Source organism: Agromyces sp. ISL-38, from assembly GCF_018613935.1.
Lineage (GTDB): Bacteria > Actinomycetota > Actinomycetes > Actinomycetales > Microbacteriaceae > Agromyces.
Genome location: NZ_JAGGPF010000006.1, coordinates 197,687 through 221,033 on the forward strand (window position 1 = coordinate 197,687; position 23,347 = coordinate 221,033).

21 protein-coding genes are annotated in these 23,347 nt (G+C 66.3%); 18 read left to right on the plus strand and 3 right to left on the minus strand.

What is annotated here, in order from left to right:
- The first annotated feature begins 1,176 nt into the window (after positions 1-1,176).
- Positions 1,177-4,185, plus strand: a complete 3,009-nt coding sequence (locus tag J7E25_RS05850) for a hypothetical protein (protein ID WP_214868837.1) — start codon at positions 1,177-1,179, stop codon at positions 4,183-4,185.
- 262 nt (positions 4,186-4,447) lie between these two features.
- On the opposite strand, the gene J7E25_RS05855 is transcribed toward J7E25_RS05850, so the two are convergent.
- Positions 4,448-4,987, minus strand: coding sequence for a hypothetical protein (locus tag J7E25_RS05855; RefSeq protein ID WP_214868839.1), 540 nt, complete (start codon positions 4,985-4,987; stop codon positions 4,448-4,450).
- 217 nt (positions 4,988-5,204) lie between these two features.
- Between J7E25_RS05855 and J7E25_RS05860 the strand changes: the two genes are divergently transcribed.
- The 6 genes from J7E25_RS05860 to J7E25_RS05885 all read left to right on the plus strand — a co-directional run bounded on the left by J7E25_RS05860 (position 5,205) and on the right by J7E25_RS05885 (position 11,151).
- The gene (locus tag J7E25_RS05860; RefSeq protein ID WP_214868841.1) at positions 5,205-5,741 is read left to right on the plus strand and encodes a hypothetical protein; all 537 of its coding nucleotides are present in this window, start codon (positions 5,205-5,207) and stop codon (positions 5,739-5,741) included.
- 83 nt (positions 5,742-5,824) lie between these two features.
- The gene (locus tag J7E25_RS05865; protein ID WP_214868843.1) at positions 5,825-6,952 is read left to right on the plus strand and encodes a hypothetical protein; all 1,128 of its coding nucleotides are present in this window, start codon (positions 5,825-5,827) and stop codon (positions 6,950-6,952) included.
- A 138-nt stretch (positions 6,953-7,090) separates the two neighbouring features.
- The gene (locus tag J7E25_RS05870) at positions 7,091-8,161 is read left to right on the plus strand and encodes a hypothetical protein (protein WP_214868845.1); all 1,071 of its coding nucleotides are present in this window, start codon (positions 7,091-7,093) and stop codon (positions 8,159-8,161) included.
- 286 nt (positions 8,162-8,447) lie between these two features.
- Positions 8,448-10,196, plus strand: a complete 1,749-nt coding sequence (locus J7E25_RS05875; RefSeq protein WP_214868847.1) for a hypothetical protein — start codon at positions 8,448-8,450, stop codon at positions 10,194-10,196.
- A 158-nt stretch (positions 10,197-10,354) separates the two neighbouring features.
- Positions 10,355-10,528 (plus strand): hypothetical protein, encoded by a 174-nt coding sequence (locus J7E25_RS05880; RefSeq protein ID WP_214868849.1) that lies wholly within the window; start codon positions 10,355-10,357, stop codon positions 10,526-10,528.
- Positions 10,525-11,151 carry a Fic family protein gene (locus J7E25_RS05885; protein ID WP_214868850.1) on the plus strand — a complete coding sequence of 209 codons (627 nt, stop codon included), beginning with the start codon at positions 10,525-10,527 and terminating at the stop codon, positions 11,149-11,151. The genes J7E25_RS05880 and J7E25_RS05885 overlap by 4 nt, the downstream gene beginning before the upstream one ends.
- Before the next feature lie 582 nt (positions 11,152-11,733).
- Here the strand turns inward: J7E25_RS05885 and J7E25_RS05890 are convergent.
- Both J7E25_RS05890 and J7E25_RS05895 read right to left on the minus strand, forming a co-directional pair.
- The gene (locus tag J7E25_RS05890) at positions 11,734-12,369 is read right to left on the minus strand and encodes a hypothetical protein (protein ID WP_214868853.1); all 636 of its coding nucleotides are present in this window, start codon (positions 12,367-12,369) and stop codon (positions 11,734-11,736) included.
- A 37-nt stretch (positions 12,370-12,406) separates the two neighbouring features.
- Positions 12,407-13,267, minus strand: coding sequence for a hypothetical protein (locus J7E25_RS05895; protein WP_214868855.1), 861 nt, complete (start codon positions 13,265-13,267; stop codon positions 12,407-12,409).
- 1,140 nt (positions 13,268-14,407) lie between these two features.
- Here J7E25_RS05895 and J7E25_RS05900 point away from each other — a divergent pair.
- The 11 genes from J7E25_RS05900 to J7E25_RS05950 form a co-directional block, all read left to right on the plus strand.
- On the plus strand, positions 14,408-15,028 hold the full coding sequence (locus J7E25_RS05900) for a BTAD domain-containing putative transcriptional regulator (protein ID WP_214868856.1): 621 nt from the start codon (positions 14,408-14,410) through the stop codon (positions 15,026-15,028).
- Between the two features lie 160 nt (positions 15,029-15,188).
- Complete coding sequence (locus tag J7E25_RS05905) at positions 15,189-15,416, plus strand: hypothetical protein (RefSeq protein ID WP_214868858.1); 228 nt, start codon at positions 15,189-15,191, stop codon at positions 15,414-15,416.
- A 129-nt stretch (positions 15,417-15,545) separates the two neighbouring features.
- A complete protein-coding gene (locus J7E25_RS05910) occupies positions 15,546-17,240 on the plus strand; it encodes a phage tail sheath C-terminal domain-containing protein (protein WP_214868860.1) in 1,695 nt (564 codons plus the stop codon).
- A gap of 24 nt (positions 17,241-17,264) precedes the next feature.
- Entirely contained in the window at positions 17,265-17,636 is a 372-nt protein-coding gene (locus J7E25_RS05915; protein ID WP_214868862.1) for a hypothetical protein, read from the plus strand.
- Positions 17,637-17,640: 4 nt separating this feature from the next.
- Complete coding sequence (locus tag J7E25_RS05920; RefSeq protein WP_214868864.1) at positions 17,641-18,888, plus strand: hypothetical protein; 1,248 nt, start codon at positions 17,641-17,643, stop codon at positions 18,886-18,888.
- Complete coding sequence (locus J7E25_RS05925; RefSeq protein WP_214868865.1) at positions 18,885-19,559, plus strand: hypothetical protein; 675 nt, start codon at positions 18,885-18,887, stop codon at positions 19,557-19,559. The genes J7E25_RS05920 and J7E25_RS05925 overlap by 4 nt, the downstream gene beginning before the upstream one ends.
- Complete coding sequence (locus tag J7E25_RS05930) at positions 19,559-20,578, plus strand: hypothetical protein (RefSeq protein WP_214868867.1); 1,020 nt, start codon at positions 19,559-19,561, stop codon at positions 20,576-20,578. The genes J7E25_RS05925 and J7E25_RS05930 overlap by 1 nt, the downstream gene beginning before the upstream one ends.
- Positions 20,575-21,231 (plus strand): DUF2807 domain-containing protein, encoded by a 657-nt coding sequence (locus tag J7E25_RS05935; protein ID WP_214868869.1) that lies wholly within the window; start codon positions 20,575-20,577, stop codon positions 21,229-21,231. Before J7E25_RS05930 ends, J7E25_RS05935 begins: the two co-directional genes overlap by 4 nt.
- Complete coding sequence (locus J7E25_RS05940) at positions 21,231-21,632, plus strand: PAAR domain-containing protein (RefSeq protein ID WP_214868871.1); 402 nt, start codon at positions 21,231-21,233, stop codon at positions 21,630-21,632. Before J7E25_RS05935 ends, J7E25_RS05940 begins: the two co-directional genes overlap by 1 nt.
- Positions 21,633-21,648: 16 nt before the next feature.
- Entirely contained in the window at positions 21,649-22,218 is a 570-nt protein-coding gene (locus J7E25_RS05945; RefSeq protein WP_214868873.1) for a hypothetical protein, read from the plus strand.
- The coding region (locus J7E25_RS05950) for a baseplate J/gp47 family protein (protein WP_214868875.1) at positions 22,215-23,347 on the plus strand (1,133 nt) is incomplete at its 3' end. The genes J7E25_RS05945 and J7E25_RS05950, both read left to right, overlap by 4 nt.

Sequence of the window (23,347 nt, forward strand, 5' to 3'; positions counted from 1 at the left end):
CACGCTTTCATGACCTCCGCGACTGCGGGACAGGTCGTAGATGTCAGCTATGACTGAACTCCCAAGGTGAGCCGGATTAGCGACCATGCCGCACTCACGGTCGAGCTCTCTCGAAGCGGTGGAAGCGAGAAGCACGCTGGGCTTCCCTGAGGAATGGACGTGAGGACTCGGGCTCAAGTCGCGTGAGCCTCGGCGGGCACTGGATGCGTTCACCTTTATCCAACGTTTATTCGATCCGAAGCCGCCCGAGTCGCGTCGAGATAGGTCGAGTAGTCTGGGTTGCGCAGAATCAGGATCGGCGAGAAATCCCCGGTCATGTCGAAATCAATCGAGTGGTCACCGAGACTTGACGTCCGGGAAAATAGTCCCGGGTGAGTCCATCGGTCACGGGTTCAAGTCCCGTCCGCCCTACCTCTCGGAATTAGCTCCTGATCAGGGTTTCTCAAACCATTCCAGGGAAGGCATGTTTTCGAATCGAGCGCGGATCCAACGGACCGAGAACCATGATAACCGCTCTGATCAGGTGTTTTTGTTCGGGACTTGACTCCAAGTCCAGTTGATTCGCGAGTCGAGTGTTGATCGGGCCTATTTGCATTCTGATCGGGGATTTTCTGACCGCGCATTGCGTCATTGCGATGCGTTCACGTTTATCCAACATTTATCCAACGCATTTTCGCGCGTTCTAGAGCGCCGTGGTTTATGCGTTCCGGGGCGTCTTCCTCCCATTCCCTCAGGCGGATGGGCGCGCCCTGTCCTGTGTTTCTCGAGAGCGACTGCCGGTGCAGGGGTAGGGTCGTCGCAGGCGTGGGGACACGATCGATGCCCGGGCCAGGACATGGCTCGATTGGCGTGGGCCGAGATCACAAGAGCTCGCTGGAGCTGGCGAGGTGAGCGCCACGATAGCGCTGGCGCCATGGCGGAGTGGACGACGGCGGCGCGCTCGAAGCGAACCGGGAATTGGGGCCGGTTCGGCGTGACGAGGCCTGGCGTGCGGGAGAACGTTTGAGCCTCACGGAGCACCTGCAGGACTCTGGTTCCCCGGTGCGAATGTATCTGGACGGGCTCTTGGCGCACATGGATAACTCTGAGAAATCGGATCAATTCGGCTTCAGGAGGCTTGCGATGAGTCCGACCGTGGTCCCTTTGCGACCGGGAGTGGACGGATCTCGGTCGGGCATGGCCGTCGACTTTCGGGCGCGCATCGCCCTCGGCGGGTTCGACCCGCACTTCTCGGCCGCCGCGGCTGGCGTCGCGAACCTGCCCGGCCTCCTGGGTCAGGTCGAGAACGGCGCGCATCGCGCCCGCATCCTGGAAGAGGCATTTGCCGTTGCTGTCGAACTCCTTGACGTGACGTCCGACAGCGCGGGTCTGGATCGCGCGGCGCTTCTCCTCGCTTTCTGCGAACAGATCTATCGGGGCGGCGCTGAGGTACTGAATGGTTCCGTTGGAGACGCTTGCGACTTCGCCGCGGACGGTCAGGCGTTCGCTGACGGTCTCGACGAGCGGTCGCTCGCGGACCTTCGCTCCCTGATGGAGACGAACCATGAACAGCTCGAGGAGTGGATCGAGCTGATGTCAGACGGCGAGCGATTCGAGCCGAACCCGTCCTTCGCCGGTTCCGATCTAGTTGGAGGCGCGGATGGGGATTGGCTCATCGGTGACGTGCTGGTCGACGCCAAGGCCTACAACAAGCTAACTGCGCCGACGCTGCGAGGGTTCCTGCGACAGCTGCTCGGCTACGTCATGCTTGACGTTGACGACGCGCTCGGCATTCGACGCGTGGGAATCTGGCTGCCGAGGCAGAGCAGGACGGCAACGTGGAGCCTTGACTTGCTTCTCGGCGGGGATCCAGACGTGATGTTACCGAGCCTACGGGCGGGCTTCCAGAGGGCAGCTGGCGGTGCCCAGATCGCGGTCCGAGTCCCCGTGTCGCAGCGCCGAAAGGACCAACTCCTTTCCGACAACCCGCACACTCCGGGATACATGCTGAAGCATTTCGCTGACGGTGAGGATGCTGACCTCCGCTTCCGAGTCGGTCGGAACATTGCCACGCCCGAGGTGGTCGTCCGGCAACTCGCAGGGGACCGGCTCGCACGGGTCCGCGAAGGCGTCGCCAAGAATGAGCGGGCCCCGTATGACGTACTCGACGAGCTTTCGCGCGATCGCAGCATCGGCGTGCGACGTGCCGTTGCCGCGAACCGAGGTGCGCCACGAACGCTCCTCAAGGCGCTGACCTCCAATTCCGACCGCACCGTGCAGCGGACAGCGACGGCCAATGACGGGGTTGCCAGGCTCGACTCGCCCAACTCTTCTCAGCCATACCGGCCTGTTTCGGACCGCGACGAGGGAGCTTTGGACACCCAGTGGTTCGCGGACTTCCTTCGCAGGACGAGCGGCAGCAACTTCTATTGGGACCGCGAGCTCCCGATTCCGGAAGCGAGCAAGCGCTGGGCCACGATGACCGGGCGGTCTGTTGACAGGCCGGCGTGGATAAGTCAGGGGCTGCCAAAGCAAGTGAGAGCCGACCTGCTCCGGGAGGGCCGACCCAAGTGGATTAGGCGGAGCATAGCTCGGGACTGGCCGGCAGAGGATTCAGACGCACGCTACCGGTTCTTGTCCGACGCGGATCCCGAGATCCGCTGGGACGCCCTCCAGCGGTCGGTCGATCTCCCACAGGACGCACTCGGCCCACTCTTGACAGAACTTGCAGGAGACCGCCGAAGGCGCGTCCAGTTCCGAACGGACGGCGACGACCGGCCGCAATGGCAACGCAGCACCACCCCGTCCCAACACGACCACCTGGTCCTGATGGTCGTTGCCGCACATCCATCCACCCCGCTCGCCTCAATCAGAGTGTTGACCCAGCACAAGTCCATTGACGTCGTCGCAGCGTTGATCACCAACCCCTCGGTCCCCGCCGAGAACGTGCCCGCCCTCATCGCCCGACTGCGGTTCAGCCGCTCCGTGGATGCTCGAGAACGTGTGGCGTCCTCAGAGATGCTCCCCGCTGTGGCCGCGGACGCGCTGGTTGAGGACAAGAATGGGGGAGTCAGAGCCGCTCTTGCCGGGAACCATGCCGCGCCGCCAAGAGCCTTGCTCAGGCTGGCTGAAGATCCCGACTTTGCCGTCCGGCTGGCCGTACTCGAGAACGCGAGCACGCCGGCCGCGCTCGCCGCATCGGTCGCGCCACCGTTGTTGGAAGCGAGCGCAAACCTCGAACTGCTGATGACGCTCAACGCAATCAAGGGCCGGGTCGACGTCACGCTGCCAGCGGAGATGCTCTCGGACGCGCTCAACCGGTTGTCGAAGAGTCGACTGCGCGACCCTGACCTCCGCATCGTCAGCGCTCGAGACCCACGTACCGCGGCGCCCACCCTTGAACGGCTCGCCAAGAGCGTCGACGAAGACGTCCGCAGCGCCGTCGCATCGAACCCCACCGCGTCTAGCGCCCTGATCGAGAAGCTCGCCTCCGACCAGGATCCGTCTGTCCGCACTGCTGCAGCGAAGAGTGCTGCAGCGGAGGTCTCCGTCCTCGTCTCGCTCGCCCACGACGACGACACACGCGTCCGCGCCAACGCGGCCAGCAACCCGGCGCTACCTTCCCGGGTGCTCGCTGAGCTACTGGCGGACGACAGCTTGTTCGTCCGGATGGCCGCTTCGGAGAATCCGGCGACGCTCGCCGAAGACATCCAACGCGCAGAGGAAACCAGGAAGTCCTCGTCAGCGACGACCGAACGCAGCCTCGCCGAGCTCCATGAGATGGCGGCGAGCACCCGGGCCGAGATCCGGATACGTGTCGCCTACGAGCCGCGCACGCCCCCGGACATCTTGAAGTTCCTAGCCGGCGATCGGCGCAGCGCGAATGTTCGGCGCGCCGTGGCAGCGAACCCCAACACCGCACCGGAGATTCTGAGATCACTCGCCGACGACACGGACGACGAGGTGCGGCACGCGGTCGCGTTCAACGAAGCTACGCCCGCCGGTCTCCTACTTGAGCTCGCGGACCGCAGTGTCGACCTCGCGATCCTCGTGGCGCTGAACCCTGACGCGCCGACAGAAGTCCTCGCGGGCCTCGCCCACGACAGTGACCCACTGATCGGGCACGTCGCACGCGAGGCCCAGACGTCTCGATCCCTTGAACCGGCTAGTGACTCGGGGGGTGAAATCACGCCCCAGCTCGGGTGACGCGCTTGCGTACCGGCCCGTAGGGTCGAGCAGAGTTGCCAATGCGATTCCACGGGTCGACAGCAAGTCGTTTGAGCGTCAACTTCTCTCCCCGGAGGGGATGGTTGAGCCGATCGGTCACTGCCGTTCCTGACCCTCCGCTGAGGCGTCTCCACCTGTGACTGGCGCCGCATAAGCGCGCGCACAAACTGCCTTGATGCGCACCGATTGACTGGAAGGAGGCCGTGAAGACACCCGGCGGATGGGGTCCGAAAGGACTCGGTCAGAACTCGTCGTCCTGAGCCCCTACCGTCGTCAGCTCGAGCTCCCGAACTGCGGCATTCGCCGCATCGATATACTTGCGCGCGGTCTCCATCGAGATGTCAATCTCTCGATGATGGGCGGCGGCATTCCGAAGCTGACTCAGGTCGAGGATCAAGCTCTTCAGGTAGGGGTCAACCCGCTCCGACTTACGTACCGCGACCATGGGGCTTCGTGTGACAGACTCTCCCATCGCGGTAAGGAGGTTTACAGCTGCTCGCTCGACCCGAATGAAGGCAGTCACGACAGCCGCGGCAGGGTCAATTGATGCCAGCTCCAGCGCGATGTCGTCCGTCGGCGTGGACTCCGGTCGGCCGACGTAGTCGGGCGACTTCTGCGATGGAAGCCCTTCGGCGCTCTCCTCAACTTCCTCCACACTTTCTTCGAACCACTCTGCCTCGACACCCCATGGGGCTTTCAGCCGCTTGAGTTGGCCCATTCGGTCGAGGAGGGCTGAGAGTAACGACACGAGTGGGCGTCGGAAGACGAGGAAGAGCGTCAACACGACGAGTGGCCATGCAAGCGAGCTTACGATCGAACTTAAGAAGCCCAGTAGATCACTTGCCGAAGGTTCGTCAGAACCTGATAACACGGAACCCATGGCCGGGGCAGGAGTGGGGGTTGGCGTCGGCACCGGACAAGCGTAGTGCGCGAGAGCATCGATTCGAGAGCCAGAAGGCGTCAACCACGGTCATAGCGGATACGGTCGAGAGGACACGATGATCGAATACGACGAGGCGGTCGCCGCCGTCGAAGCTGCAGCCGACTGGTCGGCGTGGGCTCCGTTCGCGGCCGTTGCGACCAGCGCGCCGACCACACCCGGGGTATGCCTGTTTCGCGCCAACTCTCGCATCATCTACCTGGGTGTTGCCGGGCCTCGCGATGGGAACGGTCGGAAGGATCCGACTGGCTTGTACGGTCGCTTCAGCATCTATCGGGGTGGCCGGATCACCGGGTTTGGGCAGGCGATCTTTGACATGGCTCTGGCTGACCGCGACTTCCTCGCCGCGCGCCAGGCAGAACTCGAGGCAGGCTCCGCCCAAACGCGCCGTCGATTGGGTCGTGCAGCGTACGAGCACATTAGTCCGGATGTACGGTGGACGACCGTCCTCACGAAACTGGATGCGCTGCAACTGGAGAAATCGATCGTCGGCCTTCTCCGTGTCTACGACTTGCTCAACCGCGAGGCCATCCGCTATCGCGCTAGGCGGCCCGAGGGCTTTTCCCGCATCGTCCCGAGCGGAGTCAGCAGGTAGTCCTCGAACGGGGGGTGCCGCCGTCGCCAGCCCACCTGCATACTTCAGAGCATTGTCCATTGCGCTTGACGAATGGGGTTTGAGTGAGCGGTGCCAGTGCTGAGCAGCTTCTTGGAAAGCACCAAGGCGAGGATTGGCGAGCTCGCTTTCTGGACATCAGCGATCTAATCGAGATTCTTCGCGACTGCATCATCGACGACGAGTACACGATCCCCGATGATCTGAATGAAGCCATCATTCTTACTTCACGCGGCAATGCGCTCAAGAGCAGGCTGATCCGCAAGGAAGAGGTGCCTGCAAAGGAAGCACATTTAATGTGCGCGCTCACGCTAGGACACGACGAGCTTTTTGTCGATATCGAGGCCACAGATCCGAAGGCACTGTCGTCATCAATTGGCAGGCAGCTGAGGGACGGGGCAATTCGATTCCCTTTCATCTACTCGCGCGATCTCTACGACCTGTTTGCGGATCTCTTTGAGGAGGAGAAGGACTACCTGTCTTCTGAGGAGACCATGCGTTTGCTTCAAGCGATTCCGTGTGGCGTTTTTCAGTACGGGCGCTACATCATCGGACCAAGCGGCCTAACGGAAGCGCAGTCCGGACGTGCGCTCCGATTCTCCAAACGAGTCCCAGCATTTCACTGCAGTGATCCTGTCTGCCGAGACCTTCACTCGGTGGTGTTCAGCACAGGGCACAACGCTGAGATCAACTCGCAACAGCACAAACTCGTTCGATACTTAGAATCTCTCGAGACGCCAGAGGCCGACTGGACTGGGTTGGCGATGGAGCTGAACAATCTGAGTGAGACCCACTTCGGGGATCATTGGATCGCTCCCATGGTCACGTTGTTAGGCGATTGCTTGGGCCTCGAGGAGCTGCGGACCCTCATTGCAGAACTCGGAGATAGCCAGCCGATAGGCGAGCGCCCGGAGCTCCTTGAGATGGCGCCATGGCACAGCGACCAGACGATCGCAGCTGCACTAGACAAGCTCGTTCTTGCCGGCGAGATCGTAGTTCCCGAGGGTGAGGTGCGGGCACCTATCTCAACGGGCCACCTCCGTTCTGGGGCGTACCGGCTGCAGCCCCAACTTGGTTCGCAGGGCGTGCGCTTCGTGTCCGGAGATCCAGGTTTACCAACGCTTCGCCAGCGTGAGTTGATCAGGAAGCTGTACCTCTCGGGCAACGATGACGATCGCCACGAGCTCGATTGACAGTTGCGATCTGTTGATGGGAACTCACTCGAGGGCCGTCTCGATGAGTACCTGAGAACGAGTACGCCGCACGAGGCCCTCACGCGATTGGTGCTTTCGCGCAGCAGTAGTGCGATCGCCGCGAGCGAGGTCTCGGGGTTGGGCGATCTCGACGGTTTCTCGGACGAGGAACTCATCTCACGTCTGGCCTGGAAGCTGGGATTTGAGGTGGCGTCCGCGGACGATGGACACGCGAGTTTCTGGCGGCAGCACGAGAAGCTCTCAGCGATAGTTCAGAGCTGGAGAGGATCTGGGCCCGGCGATGCTGATGAGTTTCGGGGTCAGGCTTCCGCTTATTTCAGCAGCCTCGAAGGCATCCTTGAGGACTCGCTTTCGTTCGCTTCATGGAGCCTCTTGCGTGATCACATTTCGGCTGCGCGCCCGTTTGCATATGACAATGGACGAGACCGCCGGGACGGACTTCTCCTTCTCGCGCAGGCATATGAGAACTGGGCGACGAAGACCCCGAACGAGACTCTGCGCTTCACTGGGCGGTTGACGATGTTCACGCTGGTGCGTGGATTTGGGGTGCTTGCCAGCGCCCTGTCGGCGCTTATCGGTCGCTCAACCGAGTACGCGCGACCGATGAAGAACTACCCGGACTACGCGACCCGGAGCTCACTTCAGCATTTCCCGTTTCGATCAGTCCACCCGTTTCTTGACCTCGCGGAGCACAGTCGCATTCGTATCGTCGATGGTCTGGCCGCAGTCGAATCGATCATGGATGCAGGAACGCTTTCCAGCGTGCGAAACGACTATTCGCACTATCGGCGCACCTCCCCAGAGCTCGCAGCTATGGAGACGACCCTGGAAGCGGTTGGCCGAGCGGTTCGACTTCTTGAGAACCTCGGGTTTGGTCTGAACGTTTGCCACCTTGCTGCTGAGTCCTCCGACGAGTGGGGCAGGCGAACTGTTCTTTTCGTTGGGCCACGCAGTCTGACCCACTCGTTCGCCAGACCATCCAGTCTGGAATGGGTCGGGCTGCCTTCCTTGAGAAGCCCGCAGTACCTTGTTCGCTCCGCTCCGTTCGATGATGGCAATGAGGTACTGCGCTTCCTGCGTCGTTACGATAGCGATTTCGCTCGAATGTGGGATGAGTACCCCAAACCCCGGAAGAAGGCGTTGCCAACAGTCGATGGGACTGTCGGTGTTCAGCAAAGCGGTCACTGAAGTGACGCCTTGAAGTGCGGTGGTCGAGCCGGCATCGCGCACGAGCCGGTACCTTTGAATGAGCGGCTGACTATACGCAACGCACTCTGCGGGCGTGAGGAGAAACCAACCCATGGCGCTATCCGTTCTGGAAATCGAACAAGTTCGCCTTTGCGCAATTCAGGCCCCGAGCGTCCCCGGCCGGAGCGACTACAGTCCTCCGGAAGCCTGACGGGTCGTCTGCTGCATGGCTGGTAGATCGGGACAGCATGAAGCGTTATTTGCTGCGCCCACCATTCATTTCACGATGACCACTCACGCCGGTGGCCCCATTGACCTCGAGTCCGCCGTGCGTCGCTTGCTTAGAGCCGACGTGGCAGTGGCGGCTGCGTGGCCCTCTGAGGCGGGCGTCCGCATCACACCCAAGATGCGTTCGCTCGTAAAGGTGATTCGTTCAGGGGAGCGCCTGCGCGATGACGCGGCCGAGTTTCGGTCCAGACGCTCCATATTGGCGGCCGCAAAGTTCGCAGTTCGGCATCCGCGCATCGTCGCCGAGACGCTGCGACATCCGCAGGCTGAGTCAACGCATAGTGGTGCGGTTGCGTCGACGACGGGTTCCCAGGGACCAAGCACGGACTCACTCGAAGCGGCACTAGACACCGCGCGGGAGATCGTGATTGATGCCCAGACGATCGCGGCTGTTGAGCGCGGTATCGATACAACACTCTTTGGTGGCTCCAGCAGGGATGGAGACGAGTTCGTCCGAATAATCCTGCGGGGCTCTTATCACGACTTGCGGATGCCGCAATCCGGCGGGACTGAACACGTGGTCTTCGAACCGCGTCTTCTCCTGCATCGATCTGGTGTTGTACAGCTGACCGTGGCGCTTCCGGTTCATCGGGAACTAACCACGACCCAGCTCATAGAGATCTCTCGGTCAGACCGCGCGGTTCTGGTGCGTTCCGAGATTCCGGAGCCGCTCTTGGCGGGCCTCCCTAATAAGCATCTCTTCGGCCAATGGCAGGCGGAGCGCGACGCAGGTGCCCGCGTGCGTGTCATGGATTTCCCTGACCCCCCCACGATGGCGGATTCGCTGGATCAGCATCTCGGCGCCATCGGGGCAGTCATTGGCGCGCGCCTTCCGCGTGAATGGAACACGCATGCCACTGTGATCGCCGCAGTGGGGTCCTGCTGCAGGACGGGAACGAAGTGGCGAACTCGTCACGAGGATGCGATCGCCCGCGTGGCGACGCGCTTCACTTCGCGTGCGGAAGTTGATCTCGATCGTTTATCAGGCGTGAACCTCTCGGTGAGCGCGGACCACCGGATCTATACCAATCTCGGTTCGACGACCCGGATTCAAGTCGCCGGACAGCCCCCGGAACCGATTCATCATCTCGACACCGTGTTGATCGTCGAGCACACGTTGCTCCAATACTTCCGGCTCCGGAATCTGGAATCCGTTGCAATAGCTGGCCCGCTATACGACATGGAACTCGAGACCGCCTATGCCGAGGCGATCAACGTGTTCTCGGACATGCGTCAGCACGAGATCCGATATGGCTCAGCACGGGAGATCGCGACTCGTCTCCTCACCGATCTGGGCGGCGAGGAGATGCGTCGCACGATCGAGGCGGCGCTGAACTTATCCTCCCAGGCCAATGCCACTAGAACTGCGACCATTCAGTCAGCCCGGTCACTCCGGCTGACCTGGGCCGCGACCATTCTTGCGGCGCTCGTGGGGGTACCGGTCCTCGGCGATCTCCTCGACTATGTGTCAATGGTAGACGCGTCCACGCCCATCGGGCTCGTGCTCTCCCCGCTGAGGTGGGCGGCCGGTACGGGTGACTGGGGCCCGTGGGTGGTACTTGCAACCCTTGCGGCGGCATTCTTCGCACTCTGGCTGGTCGGGCGAGCAGCGAAGTTACCTGAGGCGATGCGTCGCACCGATCGGTTCCGGCGCCGCCGATCGTGGCTCCCCGCGGATCTTGAACTCATCGTCGAGAGCGGCGGCAGCGAAAGTAATCAGTCTCGCTCCCCAGCCCGACCCGACTAGCGCGCCGCCGCTACGCCGCAGAGCCGCGACGCTTGTCTTCACACTCTTGCGCCAGCGCTATCCGACGGTCGAACGCTGAACGTTAGGATCCTGACTGGGTCAAGGGCGGTGTTCGCTCGTAGACTGGAGAAAACGACCCTGAGTCTTGGAGGTGCGACGTGGCTGCTGTTCGGAAGGTTTCGCCGGTGGCGCTGCGGCGCGCGGTCGTTCGTTCGACGGTGGCATCGGCCAAGCTTGAGAACCGCGTCGTGCCGAGTGGATACGTTCCGTCTGTGGAGGCGCGTCGTTTCGTCGAGGCGGCCAAGGCGCGCGCGATTCGTTCGGGCAAGTGACGTTCGATCCCGGGTACGGTGAGACGCCGATCGACCCGGATGAAGCTGACGCCCTCACAACGGAGGCTCGAGCGGTGGTCGGCGATCCGCCGTTGAAGGCCGTGATCTTCGAACTCGAGCAGGAGATCGAGCAGGCCGTCGCCCTGGATCTCATCGACGCAGTGCTGCGCGGCGAGCTCCGCGTCGGCGATCTCCTGACACCGGATTTCGTGTTCGACGTGCATGAGCGCCTGTACGGTGCGGTCTGGTCGTGGGCGGGTCGGCCTCGAGTTCGGATGCTCAGCATCGGCGTCGATCCGTCCCACGTCCAGGTCGATCTGCGCTCCACGCTGGACAACCTCGCCTACCGGTGGGCCAATACCGACGACTGGGATGCCCGTCAGTTCGGCATCGCCGTGCATGCCGAACTCGTCCGTATCCATCCGTTCGTCGACGGCAATGGACGCACGACGCGCCTCATTGGCGACCTTGTCTATCTCACAGCACAGGATCCGCACTCGCCGCCGGCGGTCTACGACTGGAGCATCGACAAGCGCACGTACATCGAACTGCTGCGCGTGTTCGATCAGAACCGCGACCCGATCCCGCTCGCGGCGTTCATCCCGATCACGCTCATCGAGTAAAACGGAGCGCGTCGCGAACAGGACCATACCTATGACCTCGAGCGATGTTCGGGGTTCAAGTCCTGAGCGCCGGTTTCGGGACTTGATGCGTCAACGTTTATCCAACGTTTATTCGATCCGAGCCTGTCGAGCTGCGCCGAGGTGTCCCGAGTATTCTGGACGGCGTAGTGTCAGGATCGGCGAGAAATCCCCGATCATGTCGAGATAGGTCGAGCAATTCGAGGGGCTAGGAGTTCGGGGGAGTAGTCCCGGGTGAGTCCATCGGTCACGGGTTCAAGTCCCGTCCGCCCTACAAAAGCCCTGTTGAAGTAAGCTTTCTGTCTTCCGAGCGGTGTCGTGGCGACTGAATCCGACAGGCAGTCGAATCGGGACACGGTGCAACTCGCCTGCTCAAAGGTTTGCTCGGGAGCGGTGGCTTGATCTCGAGCGGACTGGCCCATGTTCCTTAAGCTGGTGTCCCGTGGACTGCGAAAAGGCCAAATCGGCTGAACCCGGAAACCAGTCCTCCGGGCGCGCCGTGGAACTCGAATGCCGGGCAGGGAAACCGGCAGGAACGAAACCCAGGCCGAATCATCAGCGTCCCTAAGGCGCCGGCGCTTGGGTTCCCGCTGGCGCCTTCACGGGTGCTTGGTCGGTCGGGAACATATCGTTCGGCAGGTCACGGACGGTAGCTGCCTTCCCTGTTCCTCTATAGGTCGCTGTCGCGATCGTGTTGTCTGCTGGGAAGCGCACCGTCAGTGTCGCTAGTTGGACCCCTATCTCGGTTGGTGTGAAGCGGATGGTGATGCTGCACTGGGCATGGGCGGGCAGGACTCCGCCGCACAGTGTTGTCGTCGTTGATAGGTCCTCGAATGTGAACGGGTTGCTTGCGTTCTCATTGGCGATCTCTGCCGTCCCAAGGGTTACGTCCGAGTCGGAGCCGTTCACCAGAGGGCGTGTGTCCGTATCGAAATCTCCGATCTCGGTTCCGAAGTTGAGTGATATGACTGGGCCGAGGATGACGACGTTCGGGTTCTCGGTCGGCTCTTCGTTACCACCCTCTCCACCGCCACCCTCGGTGCCTCCGCCTTCCGTTCCACCACCTTCGGTGCCTCCGCCTTCCGCTCCACCACCTTCGGTGCCCGACGTCTCCGTAGGTAGTGCCGTGTCAGGCGATTGTCCGCGCGGGGCTGTGACATCGCCGGGCGCGGCCGGGTTGCACCCGGTGACGGTGAGCATGACAGCTGCCAGGACTACGGCCAGCCTGAAACCTGTTCTATTCATCATCGTCTCTCTTCCCGGGCGTGTATTCGAGCCGGATACCCGGGCCTTCGGGAAGGACTATCGTGCCGCCCGTCACGTGATCCCATTCGAATGGCCACAAGAAGTATTTGTCGGCTGCGTGTTGCAGGAACCGGAGGCCGGTGTACTTGTACCGGTACACGGTGCCCGGGTCGGCGCTTACAGTCTCGACGACGGGAGCTTGGAGGCCGAGAGGGCGGTCGCTGTACACAACCACGAGAGTCAGCCTCTCTTGGGCGGCCTCGATAGCTTCGGCGCGGCCGCGACCGAGCGACCCAGCCCACAAGGAGAACACCCAGAAGAGGCTGATGACGACGAGCGACGCCAGCATGATGTAGCCCCCGCGTTGCCAGGACGTCAGACGTGGCGGCGGTGCAAATCCGACATTCCGAATGAGGGAAGCTCCTTCGGCGACGAGCCCGGCGCTGAATCCCAGCACCAGCGGCGGTGCTCGGTAGTCAATCTCGAAGGGCCACCTGTTGAACAGGAACACGACACTCACGACCAGCCCCACGAACCCAACGACGACAGCGACCCACGCCCCCGCGCGAATCCATCGGTGGACTTTGCCGGCTCGGATGAGGTAAAGCAAAGCGCCATGGATAGCGAGCCAGACCAACACGACCACCGAACTGACCGTGGCCGGAATTATGAGCGCGTCGGCACTGCGCAGCACGACGTCGTTCGGGGTGAGTTCCATGACGCTGACCTCAACCCCGAGGTACCTGCCGCGTTCGTTCGTGTACTGCCAGCCGAACCAGAATGCGAGGCCGGCCGCGATCGCAGCCAAAGGAACTACGGCGGCGAGCCAGTCAAACACCGTACCGAATGACATCGACGCTGAACCACGCGGCACGTTGTCGGCAGCGGACTCCGGCATCAGCGGAGCCGGTGCCGGTGGTGCCTGCTCAAGCTTCTTGTTGCGGTTTCGCACCGGACCTCCCTGTCCGCCGATCCCTGACAGCGATGTGACGTAGGGGGTGCCGGGCGTGATCTCGCTATCTCGCTGGTACCAATGATGCGAGATGAGAATCCGTCACGTACTCCCAACCCTCATGATCCTCCCTGCTTGCCGAGATCTGCATGTCCACCAAAGAGAGGACAGACAGCGACAGAGTGTGATGCGGTCAGGTCTGCTGCAGGTTCGGGTGACAGCATGTAGTCATCTGACCTTGACGGGCTTGGCATGTTCATGGTGTCGAGTTCGATCGGAATGAGGCGGACGAGACGCGTTCGCTTGCTCGGCGACGCAATCCTTGTCAACTCGGAGACATTCCCGGAGTCCAGAGCGTCGTCGACGAAGTCAGGGCAATATTGCAGTATGACTCGGACTGGGTTTCGTTCCGATGGGTTTCCGTGTCCGGCGGTCTTCCGCCGGGATTGAACTCCGATTTGCCCGGTGTGAGCAAGGACTGTTCGGGCTGACTCTCGGGATGGTCGACGTCCGTGCCGGAGATCCTGGCGTTGAGCTGGGCACGGGAACGCTCGGAGGAGTATCCGTTTTCTCGACACCACCCCTATTTCGTATTGCATTATTGGCATGGCTGGGAAAGCGCCCAAGGCGACGCGCCACTCCATCGATCGGGATGTCGCCGGCACAGGCCGGGCGAGACGCGATTCGGCGGCAACGAGTGATCCGCCGACTGCCAGCGCTTCGTTGCCAACGGGCTCGACGTGGAATCGGTCTTAGGCGTGCATGTCCGTGAAAATGAGGACTGCTCGACGGTCAAGCCGCGAGCACAATGGGTAGCACCCGCGATGCGAAAGGATGCGCATTGACGCGACCAGCTTTGGCGATTGCTTGTGTGGCACACGAGGGGGTGGATGCTATGGACGAGCCTGGGGTTATGATCGGGCTGCTCGGCCCTTTCAGGTCCTGAAGCTCGGTCGGCCTGCGCCGCTCCGCTCCGGAGGGAAAGGCGAACAGCTGCTGAGCAGCCTCGCGATCCATCACCGGTTCGGGGTCCGGCGCGAGATGCTGATCGAGTCGATCTGGCCCGACCTCGCACCTGCGAGATCGATCCAGTGCCTGAACACGCTCGTCCACGGACTCAAGACGCAGTTCGCCGACGCGCTGGGCGGGCAACCTCCGGTCGTCCATGAGCAGAGCCAGTACGTCTTGAACCTAGCCGCCGGCCTGAGAGTCGACGCGCTGGAGTTTGAATCGGCAGTCGACGCGGGCGACCGCCTACTTTCGGCAGGCGAGACCACAGCGGCCATCAGGACATTCGAGCACGCTGTACTCCTCTACCGCGGCGACCTCACGTCCGGTCCCGACATCTCCGCCCTCCTGGAGAGCGAGCGGTTGCGTGCAGTCTGCCTCACTGCGCTGGCGCGGCTGGCCGACGCCCACTTCGAGCTCTCCAACTACGAGCAAGCGCTGTCATACGCCATCCGGTTGCTCGGCATCGACCCCTGCCGGGAGGATGCCCATCGCATGGCCATGCGCTCCTACGTGCGCCTGGGCGCCCGCGCGCAGGCGTTGCGGCAGTTCATTACGTGTCGGCAGATCCTCGCCTACGAGTTCGAAGCGACGCCGGAACCGGCCACCGAGGAGCTCTTCGCGCTCATCCGCGTCGATCCCGGCGGAGTGTAGTCGGCTCAGTCTGCGTCGCCCGCGGTCTCAGGAGGAGTCCGGGCACCTGCCGAAACCTCACCGGAATCTCATCCGCGCGTCATCGTTCAGGGCCCAATTCTCATCGGGTACTGAGCGGCCCCCGGTAGAACTTGGTGCACACCAATCCATCGAGGACCCCATGACGGAAGGCGCATCGACGGACAAGCTCTCCACGAAACGCCAGTTCGCCCTCGTGGTGCGCGTCGCCATCGAGGGCAACGGAGAGATCACCGGAGAGCTCGTCGATCCGATCTCGGAGCAGCGGAGACGCTTCACCGAGACCGCCGCGCTCGTCGACGAGGTCCGCCACTGGATCGACGACGTCGTGGGAGGGGTCAGCGCCAATGGTCGACCGTCAGCCGAGTAGGGCCACGGGCCATCCGGTCGACGGCGAGCCGGCCATCCGTCCTCCCACGCCGCATCCCATCCACCACATCGCAACGGTCGGCCGACTCGGGCCGCGTCACGCGGTCCGCCACCTTCCTCGGAGGATTCCATGCCTGTTCTCGTAGTGCCGGGAGTATCGGTCGAAGCGACCTTCGACGTCCTGCCGCCGTTGCCCGCCGCCGCCGGCATCGTCGGCGTCGTCGGCGTGGTCGACCGGCCGCCGAGTCCGAGCCGGCTGGTCGGCGTCACGCGCGTCTCCGAGTTGCAGGACCTCTGCGGGCCGGGCACGGTCGCCTCGATGCCCGAAGCCGTCGCGGCGCTCTCGACCGGTGCGCAGGAGGTGATCGTGTCGGCCGTGTCGGGCGGCGCCGCCGCGAGCGTCACGCTCGTGAACGCGGCGGATGCCCCAGCCGTGCGGCTTCGCGCGCGGTCGCGCGGCGCGTGGGCGAACCGGCTCTCGGCCGACGTGCGCATCATCACGAACGCGGCGGGCGAGGTCGTGCGCGTGACGCTGCGCATCCTGCAGGACAACGCGGAGGCCGAGCGCTTCGACGACCTCATCGTCGAGCCGGGCCAGTCGCTCGACCTCTTCTCGGTCGTGAACGCGCAGTCGAACTACGTCGTCGCGGTCGAGCCGGGGTTCGAGGGCGACGACCCGAAGCCGGGCATCTACCCGCTCGACGCCGATGGCAGGGCGGAGATCGAGCAGCTCGGTGCCGCTGGGACCGTGCTCATGGACGTGCGGCTCGTGCCGGGTGCCGCGGGCGACGGCGTGACCGTGCAGATCACCGGTGCGGGCGACGCGATCGCCGTCGAGGTGATTCGCAACGGTGCCAGGCAGGAGCTGTTCGAGGGCCTGACGATGGACCCCGATTCCGAACGTCACCTGCCGGCCGTGCTTTCGGGGCAGAGCCGGTTCATCCGCGCCGTGCCGCGCAGTTCGCTCGCGGGCGCCGCCCGGCTGCCGCGCGCGACGCCCGCGCCGGTCGCGTTCGCGGGCGGCGCCTCGCCGAACGTCGCGGCCTACCGCACCGCGATCGACCTGCTGACCGAGGACCCGCGCATCGACCTCGTGATGGCGAGCTTCGACCCCGCGCTCGATTCGGCGAGCGTCATCCAGATCCACCAGTCGCTGCTCGCGCACGCGCTGACCGCGAGCGACGCGGGTGCGCCGCGCATCGCGTTCGGGTCGATCCGCCCCGAGGACGCCGACGACCTCGACGCCATCCGCGACCATGCGGCAGCGGTGCGCAACCGTCGGTTCGTGCTCGTCGCGCCGCCCGGTGCGACCGGCGCGGTGATCGGGCTCATCGGCCGCATCAACCCCGAGATCTCGCCGACCTTCCAGTCGGCGCAGCTGCTCGGCATCCCGCCGGCCCACTATCGCGAGAGCGAGCTGAACCGCCTGCTCGGGCCGTCGACGAACCTGCTCGTCGTGCAGCAGCGCGCGGGACGCGGCGTGATCGTGCTCAAGGGCATCAACACGATCGGCGACCAGATCTCGGTGACGCGCGTGGCCGACCGATGCATCCGCGAGACCAAGGCGATCAGCGAGAACTTCATTGGCCGCCTCAACTCGGCCGACGCGCGCGAGGCGCTCAAGCAGCAGCTGATCGCGACGTTCACCCGCCTCGAGCGGTCTGGCGCGCTCGTTCCGAGCACCGACGGCACCGACCCCGCGTTCGTCGTCGACGTGTACTCGACGCAGCAGGACTTCGCGCAGGGCGTCGTGCGCGTCGACATCGCGGTGCGGCCGGTGCGGGCGATCGACTACGTGTACGCCACCATCCGCGTGAAGAACTAGGCCGCGAGCCGAGAGGAACCCACCATGCCAACCATCTTCGCCGCCTCGGAAAGCACCGTGCTCGTCGACGGTGAGCCTGTCGAGGGCGTGCAGGGCATCGACTACCGTACCCGGCACGACCGCACAAACGTCTACGCGCTCGGCAGCACCGAGCGGGTCGACGTCGTCTCGGGAGCCTACGAGGTGCAGGGCCGCATCCGCGTCGTCTCGGCGAGCGCCGCGCTCGACGCCATCGTGGGCGACCAGCTGTTCCAGGTCATCGCGAACCTGCGTCACGGCACGACCGAGTCGACGGTCACGTTCGACGACTGTACCCTGACCGAGAAGACGTTCGACCTGTCGGTCAACGGGCAGGGCGCAGCGGTCTACGCGTTCAGTGCCGCCAGGGTGCGGTAGCCGGATGGCGCGTCCGCTCGTCGTCCTCGACCTGGCCGCCGGCCGTGCGCTGCTGGGTGGCGCGGTCGCGGTCGTGCGCGCGCGGCCGGGGGGCGCGGTCGAGTTCGGCGGACGCGTGATCCGGCCGCTGCGATTCGGCGAGCGGTGGCGGCTCCTCGACGGGGCGGCGACGGACGGTGCGGATCGCTCGGATGGCTCTCTGGGCGCGAGCGTGCTCGCGGTCGCGGTCGCGGGGGCGCGTGTTGAGGATGCGAGTGTCGACGGCGCGGGAGCGGATGGCGCGTGGCCCGACGATCGGATCGCACGGGTGCTCGCGCTGCACCTGGCCGGCGCGCGACCCGGGCGCGCGGTTCCCGGTTGCGGTGCACAGTTGGCCGCGCTGGTAGCCGCCGGCTGGAGCCCGCGCGGCGTGCTCGACGCGGATGCCGACCTTATCGACCTGCTCACGGTCGAATCCGAGGGCGGCGGCTCCGACGGGTTCACCGACGGCGGCTGGACGAGCATCGTGCTCGCCGCAGATGCCGACGACGCTTCCGACGCGGCGCAGGTCTCGCTGTCCGAGCTCCTCCAGATGCTCGAGCACGACCTGCTCGGCCGGTTGGCGCCCACCGGGCCGGACGGGTCCGCCGGTGCCGACGAATCCGCCGGTCGCGCGGATGCCGGCGACCGTGTCCGCGCGGCGCTCGCCGCCGTCGCGACCGCGTCGTCCGGGTCTCGGGCGGTCTCGGCGGCAGTCGAGGCCCGGCGGGCCGCGACCGCGGCTGGCTCGCCGCGAACGCCCGCCGCGGGCCATCCGACCGTGTCGTTCCCGGCCGACGAGCCCGCGCGCGCCGCCGCGTCGACCGACCCGTTCGGCGAGCCGGCCGTCGTCGGTCGAGAGATCGGCCCCGCCTCGCCGCCGCGATTTCCGACGCCGATCCGCACCGACTGGCCCGACCCCAGATCCTCGGACGGCGTGAGCGCAGCGCCATCCGTCGCTTCCGCGCCATCCGCTCACCACGACCGCGCGATCACGACGCCTGCGGCGCCCTCGATCGCGCGACCCGCAACCCCGCCCGGCGAGCCGGTCGCGCGCCGCGCGACGCGCGCCGAAGCGAGTGCGGCACCCGTCGTCGTGCTCGACGATGCCGCGGCGAGCCGCACCGACCGGCTCGCGTTCCCGGCCCCGGCCCGGCCCGACGCGTTCGACGTCGCCGACGAGGTCGCAGCGCTCCTCGACGAGGAATCCGACCTTCGGGGGCTGCGGCGATGACCGCGCCGGCCTCGCCGCCGCCCATGCCGCTCGTGGGCGACATCGCGCTCGGCTCGGTGCAGCAGATCGACCACGTCATGAGCGCGGGCTTCCAGCGCATCGCGGTGCCGGGCCTCGACGGCGACGTGCTGCAGCGCGCCGGGCGCGGGTCGCACGCGATCTGGATCCGCGGGCTGCTGTCGGGCGAGACCGCGATGGCCGAGCTCGGCAAGCTGCAGAAGCTCGCGGCGGAGGGCACCGAGGTGCCGTTCTCGGCCGACATCACGGTCGCGCTCGAACTCGAGCAGGTCGTCGTGTCCGACCTGCGCGCACAGGCCGTCGCGGGCACCGCCGACCTCGTCGGCTACGAGCTGTGCCTCGTCGAGAGCCCGCCGCTGCCGCCGCCCGCCGAGGTCAGCGGGTTCGGGGGGCTCGACGACTTCGGCATCGGCGACCTCGGCTTCGACGCCGACATCATGGGCGACCTCGCCGACCTCGCGAGCGACGTCGCCGGCGCGGTCGACGCGGTCATGGAGGTCGCCGACCAGCTCACCGCCCTCGCCTCGCTCGCCGACCTCGACGTCGGGGGACCGCTGCAGCCGATGGCCGACGCCGTCTCGGGCGTCGGGAAGGCGGCCGGCACGTTCGACACGATCTCGGCGTCGCTGACCGCGCTGCTGGGGGGCCCGTGATGACCGCACTCGGCTTCGGCGCGACCGCCACGATCGGCTCGCTGCGCTACACCGGCGGGATCGCCGCCGTGCGCGTCGCGCTGTCGATCGGCCCGGGCGTCGGCTCGGCGCGGCTCACGCTGCCTCGCGACCTGCGCGTGGACGCGAAGCCCGGCGACGACGTCGCGATCGCGCTGCGCGGCGAATCGCCCGACGAGACCGACGTGTTCACCGGCACGGTCGTCACGGTGCGACGCGCGCTCGACCGCACCGTCATCGTGTGCGGCGACGCGGCGGTCGCGCTCGCTGCGATCCGAACGGGCAGCACGTTCGAGCACCAGGGCGCGAGTGCCGTGATCGACGCGTTCGCGCGAGAGGCCGGTGTCGAGGTCGGCACGGTCGACCTCGACCTCGATCTCGCCTCGTACGTCGCCGACCAGGGACGCACCGCGTGGGAGCACGTCACCGCGCTCGCCGCATGGGGCGGCGCGCTCGCGACGACGGCGGCCGACGGCGCCGTCGACGTGCGGCCCTTCCCCTCGCCGCCCGCCGACGTCGCGCTCCGTTACGGCCGCGAGATCGCCGAGCTCGGGGTCACCACGGTCACGCCCGCCGCGGGCGTCGTCTGGACCGGCAGCGGGCCGGCCGGCGACGCATCCGATCCGCGCGCGCAACTGCAGACCACCGCGACGCTGCCCGACGATGCTCCGGGCCCGGACGCCCACACGATCCGCGTCGCCGCGCCCGCGCTGCGCACGCCGGCGGCCGCGGCATCCGCGATCGAAGCCGCCGCAGCCCGGAACGGCGCGCCCCGGCTCGTCGCCGCGTGCTGGCTCGTGCCGGCGTTGCGCGCAGGCACGGCCGTCGAGATCGCCGACGCGCCGACCCCCGAGTCCACCGGGCCATGGCTCATCACAAGGGTCGTGCACACCGTCGGGCCCGGGCCCGCCGGCCGCACCACGTTCGAGGCCGTGAGCATGCAGAGCGCGGGCTCGAGCCTGCTCGACCGGCTCGTCGGAGCGATCGGGAGCCTGCTGTGAGCACCGCGCTGTTCGATTCCGTGAGCCGCATCGCCCGGCACGAGGTATCCGCTCGCTCGATCGCCGCGATCGGCGTGGTCGTCGACGTCTTCGACGGCACCGGCGCGCCATCCGATCACGCGGTGACCGTCGAGCTGCGCGAGAGCGGCCTGCTGCTGCCGCGCGTGCCGATCGCGGTCGGCGTGCTCGGCCAGGCCGCGACACCCGCCGCAGGCGACCTCGTCGTCGTCGTGTTCGCCGACGCCGACGTCAACGCGCCCGTCGTGATCGGCGGACTCTACCACGCCGACCTCGCGCCGCCCGAGCACGGCGACGGCGACGTGGTGCTACAGCTGCCCGCAGGCGCCGCCCAGCCGGGCATCCGCGCGGTGCTGCGCGGCGGCGATCCGCTCGTGACGGTGACGGTCGGCGAGGTCGAGCTCACGGCCGACGATCAGAAGCTGTACGTCAAGACCGGCGACGCCGAGGCCACCGTCGACGCCGCGGGCGGCGGGCGCATCGAGCTCAAGATCGGCGACGCGAGCCTGACCGTGACGGGGCGCGGCGACATCGCGCTCGAGACGAAGGGCACGCTGAGTCTGCACGGCACCGACGTCGAGATCAAGGGCGACGGCTCGGTGACCATCTCCGCGCCGCAGGTGAAGGTGAACTGATGGGACAGCCTGCCGCCAACGGCGCCGCGACCGTGACCGCGACCGACACGCACCTCGTGATGGTGCCGACCCCCGGTGGGCCGGTCCCGACCCCGCTGCCGCACGCGTTCAACGGCATGTTCAGCGGCGGGCTCGTCGCGAGCGTGCTCATCGCCGGCCAGCCGGCCGCGGTCGCAGGCTCGGTCGCCGCGAACCAGCCGCCGCACCTGCCGACGCCGCCCGGCACCTCGTTCCAGGTGCCGCCCGCGAACTCGGGCACCGTGCACACCGGCTCGACCGGCGTGCTCATCGGCGGGCAGCCCGCCGCTCGCCACGGCGACCCGGTGCGCACCTGCAACGACCCCGTCGCGGCGCCGGTCGGGCAGATCGTGTCGACCGTCGCGAACGTGATGATCGGGTGAGGGGAGTGCTGAAGCCGTGACCGACGCGTCCCACCTCGGAACCGACCTGCGGGTCGTCCTCGGACCGCCCGGAATGGCGGCGCATGACGCCGCCGCGCTCGACCTGCGCACCCGCCCGACGCGCGTGCAGCGCACGACGCCGCGGCCGAGCTTCGCGGCGCTGGCGACCGCCTCCGCGTCGCTGCCAGGCGCGGCGGCCGCCGACGACCGCCAGGGCTGGAACGCCGAGCCATCCGGCGCATCCGAGCTCACCGACCTGGCCACGATCACCGGTCGCGAGAACGTCGCGCAGGCGCTCATGCTGCGCCTGCTCACGCCGAAGGGCGCGCTCGGCGACCTCGGCCACGCCGGCTACGGGTCGCGGCTCGGCGAACTGATCGGGCAGAACAAGACCGAGGCGCTGCGGGGGCTGTGTCGGGCGTACGTGCTCGAGACCGTGCGCGAGGAGCCGCGCGTCGAGGACAAGCCGCTCGCGATCGCGTTCGACCCTGCCCGCGAGCACCAGGACGACTTCTTCATCGAGATCACGGTGCAGCCGGTGACCGGCGGCGACCCCGTCACCCTCGGGCTGGAGGTGGGGCTGTGAGCGACCTGGAGTACACGCCGCGCCCATACGCCGACATCGTCCGAGACCTCCTCACGACGCTGACGGGGGGCACGATCGCCGAGCCCGCGATCGCGCCGGCGGCCGGCCCGCTCGTGCTCGACCGGCTCGTGTCGCGGCCGATCCGGCGGGTGTCGCACCTCGAGGGCGTGACGGATGTCGCGGGCACGCCGGTTCCGGTGCGGTTCACCGACGCCGACTTCGACCTCGCCGACACCGACGAGGACGGCCAGCTCGACGCCGTGGTGTTCCGAGAGAACGGGCGGAAGCCGATTCCGGGGAGCGTCCTCACGGTCAACTACTATCCCGTACAGATCGTGCGGCCGGTGCCGCTGACCGACCTCAACGTCGGGTCGGTGATCCGCACCGTGCTCGAGGCGGTCGGCCGCCAGGTCGCGCAGGACGAGCAGTACCTCGACCTGATCTACCGTTCGGCCTTCCTCGCGAGCGCCGAGGGCCCCTCTCTCGACAAGGTCGTCGCGCTCATCGGCGTCTCGCGGCTTCCGGCGCGCCATCCGCTCGTCGAAGTGCGCTTCGGGCGAAGCGCGACCACCGGCGGCAAGCTGACCATCCCGGCCGGCACCGTCGTGACCGATGCCGCCACGCCGCCCTCGCGCTACCGCACCGTCGCCGAGCTCACGCTCGAGGCTGGCGAGCAGTCGCGCAGCGTGCTCACCGCGGGCGCGACGATCGACACGGCCGTCGTCGAGGCCGGCGCGCTGGACCGGCTCGAGACCAGCCTCGGCGGCATCTCGACCGTGACGAACCCCGAGCCCGCGTTCCGCGAGGCAGCCGCCGAGACCGACGACGCGCTGCGCCGCCGCGCGCGCGGCGCGCTGCACGGCACGGTGCGCGGCACGCTCGACGCGCTGCGCTTTGGCATCCTGTCGGTGCCGGGCGTCAAGGGCGTCGAGCTCACCGAATGGCCCGACGGCCGCGCCGGCGTCGTCTCGGTCAATGTCGCCTACGACCGGCCCGACCCCGCGGTCGAGGCCGCGGTCGCCGAGCGCATCGACGAGCTGCGGCCCGCGGGCATCCGCGTCGTGCCCGCGGTCGCGCGCCGGCGCAGCGTGCGCGTGACCGTCGCGCTCGTGCTCGCCGGCACGGGAGT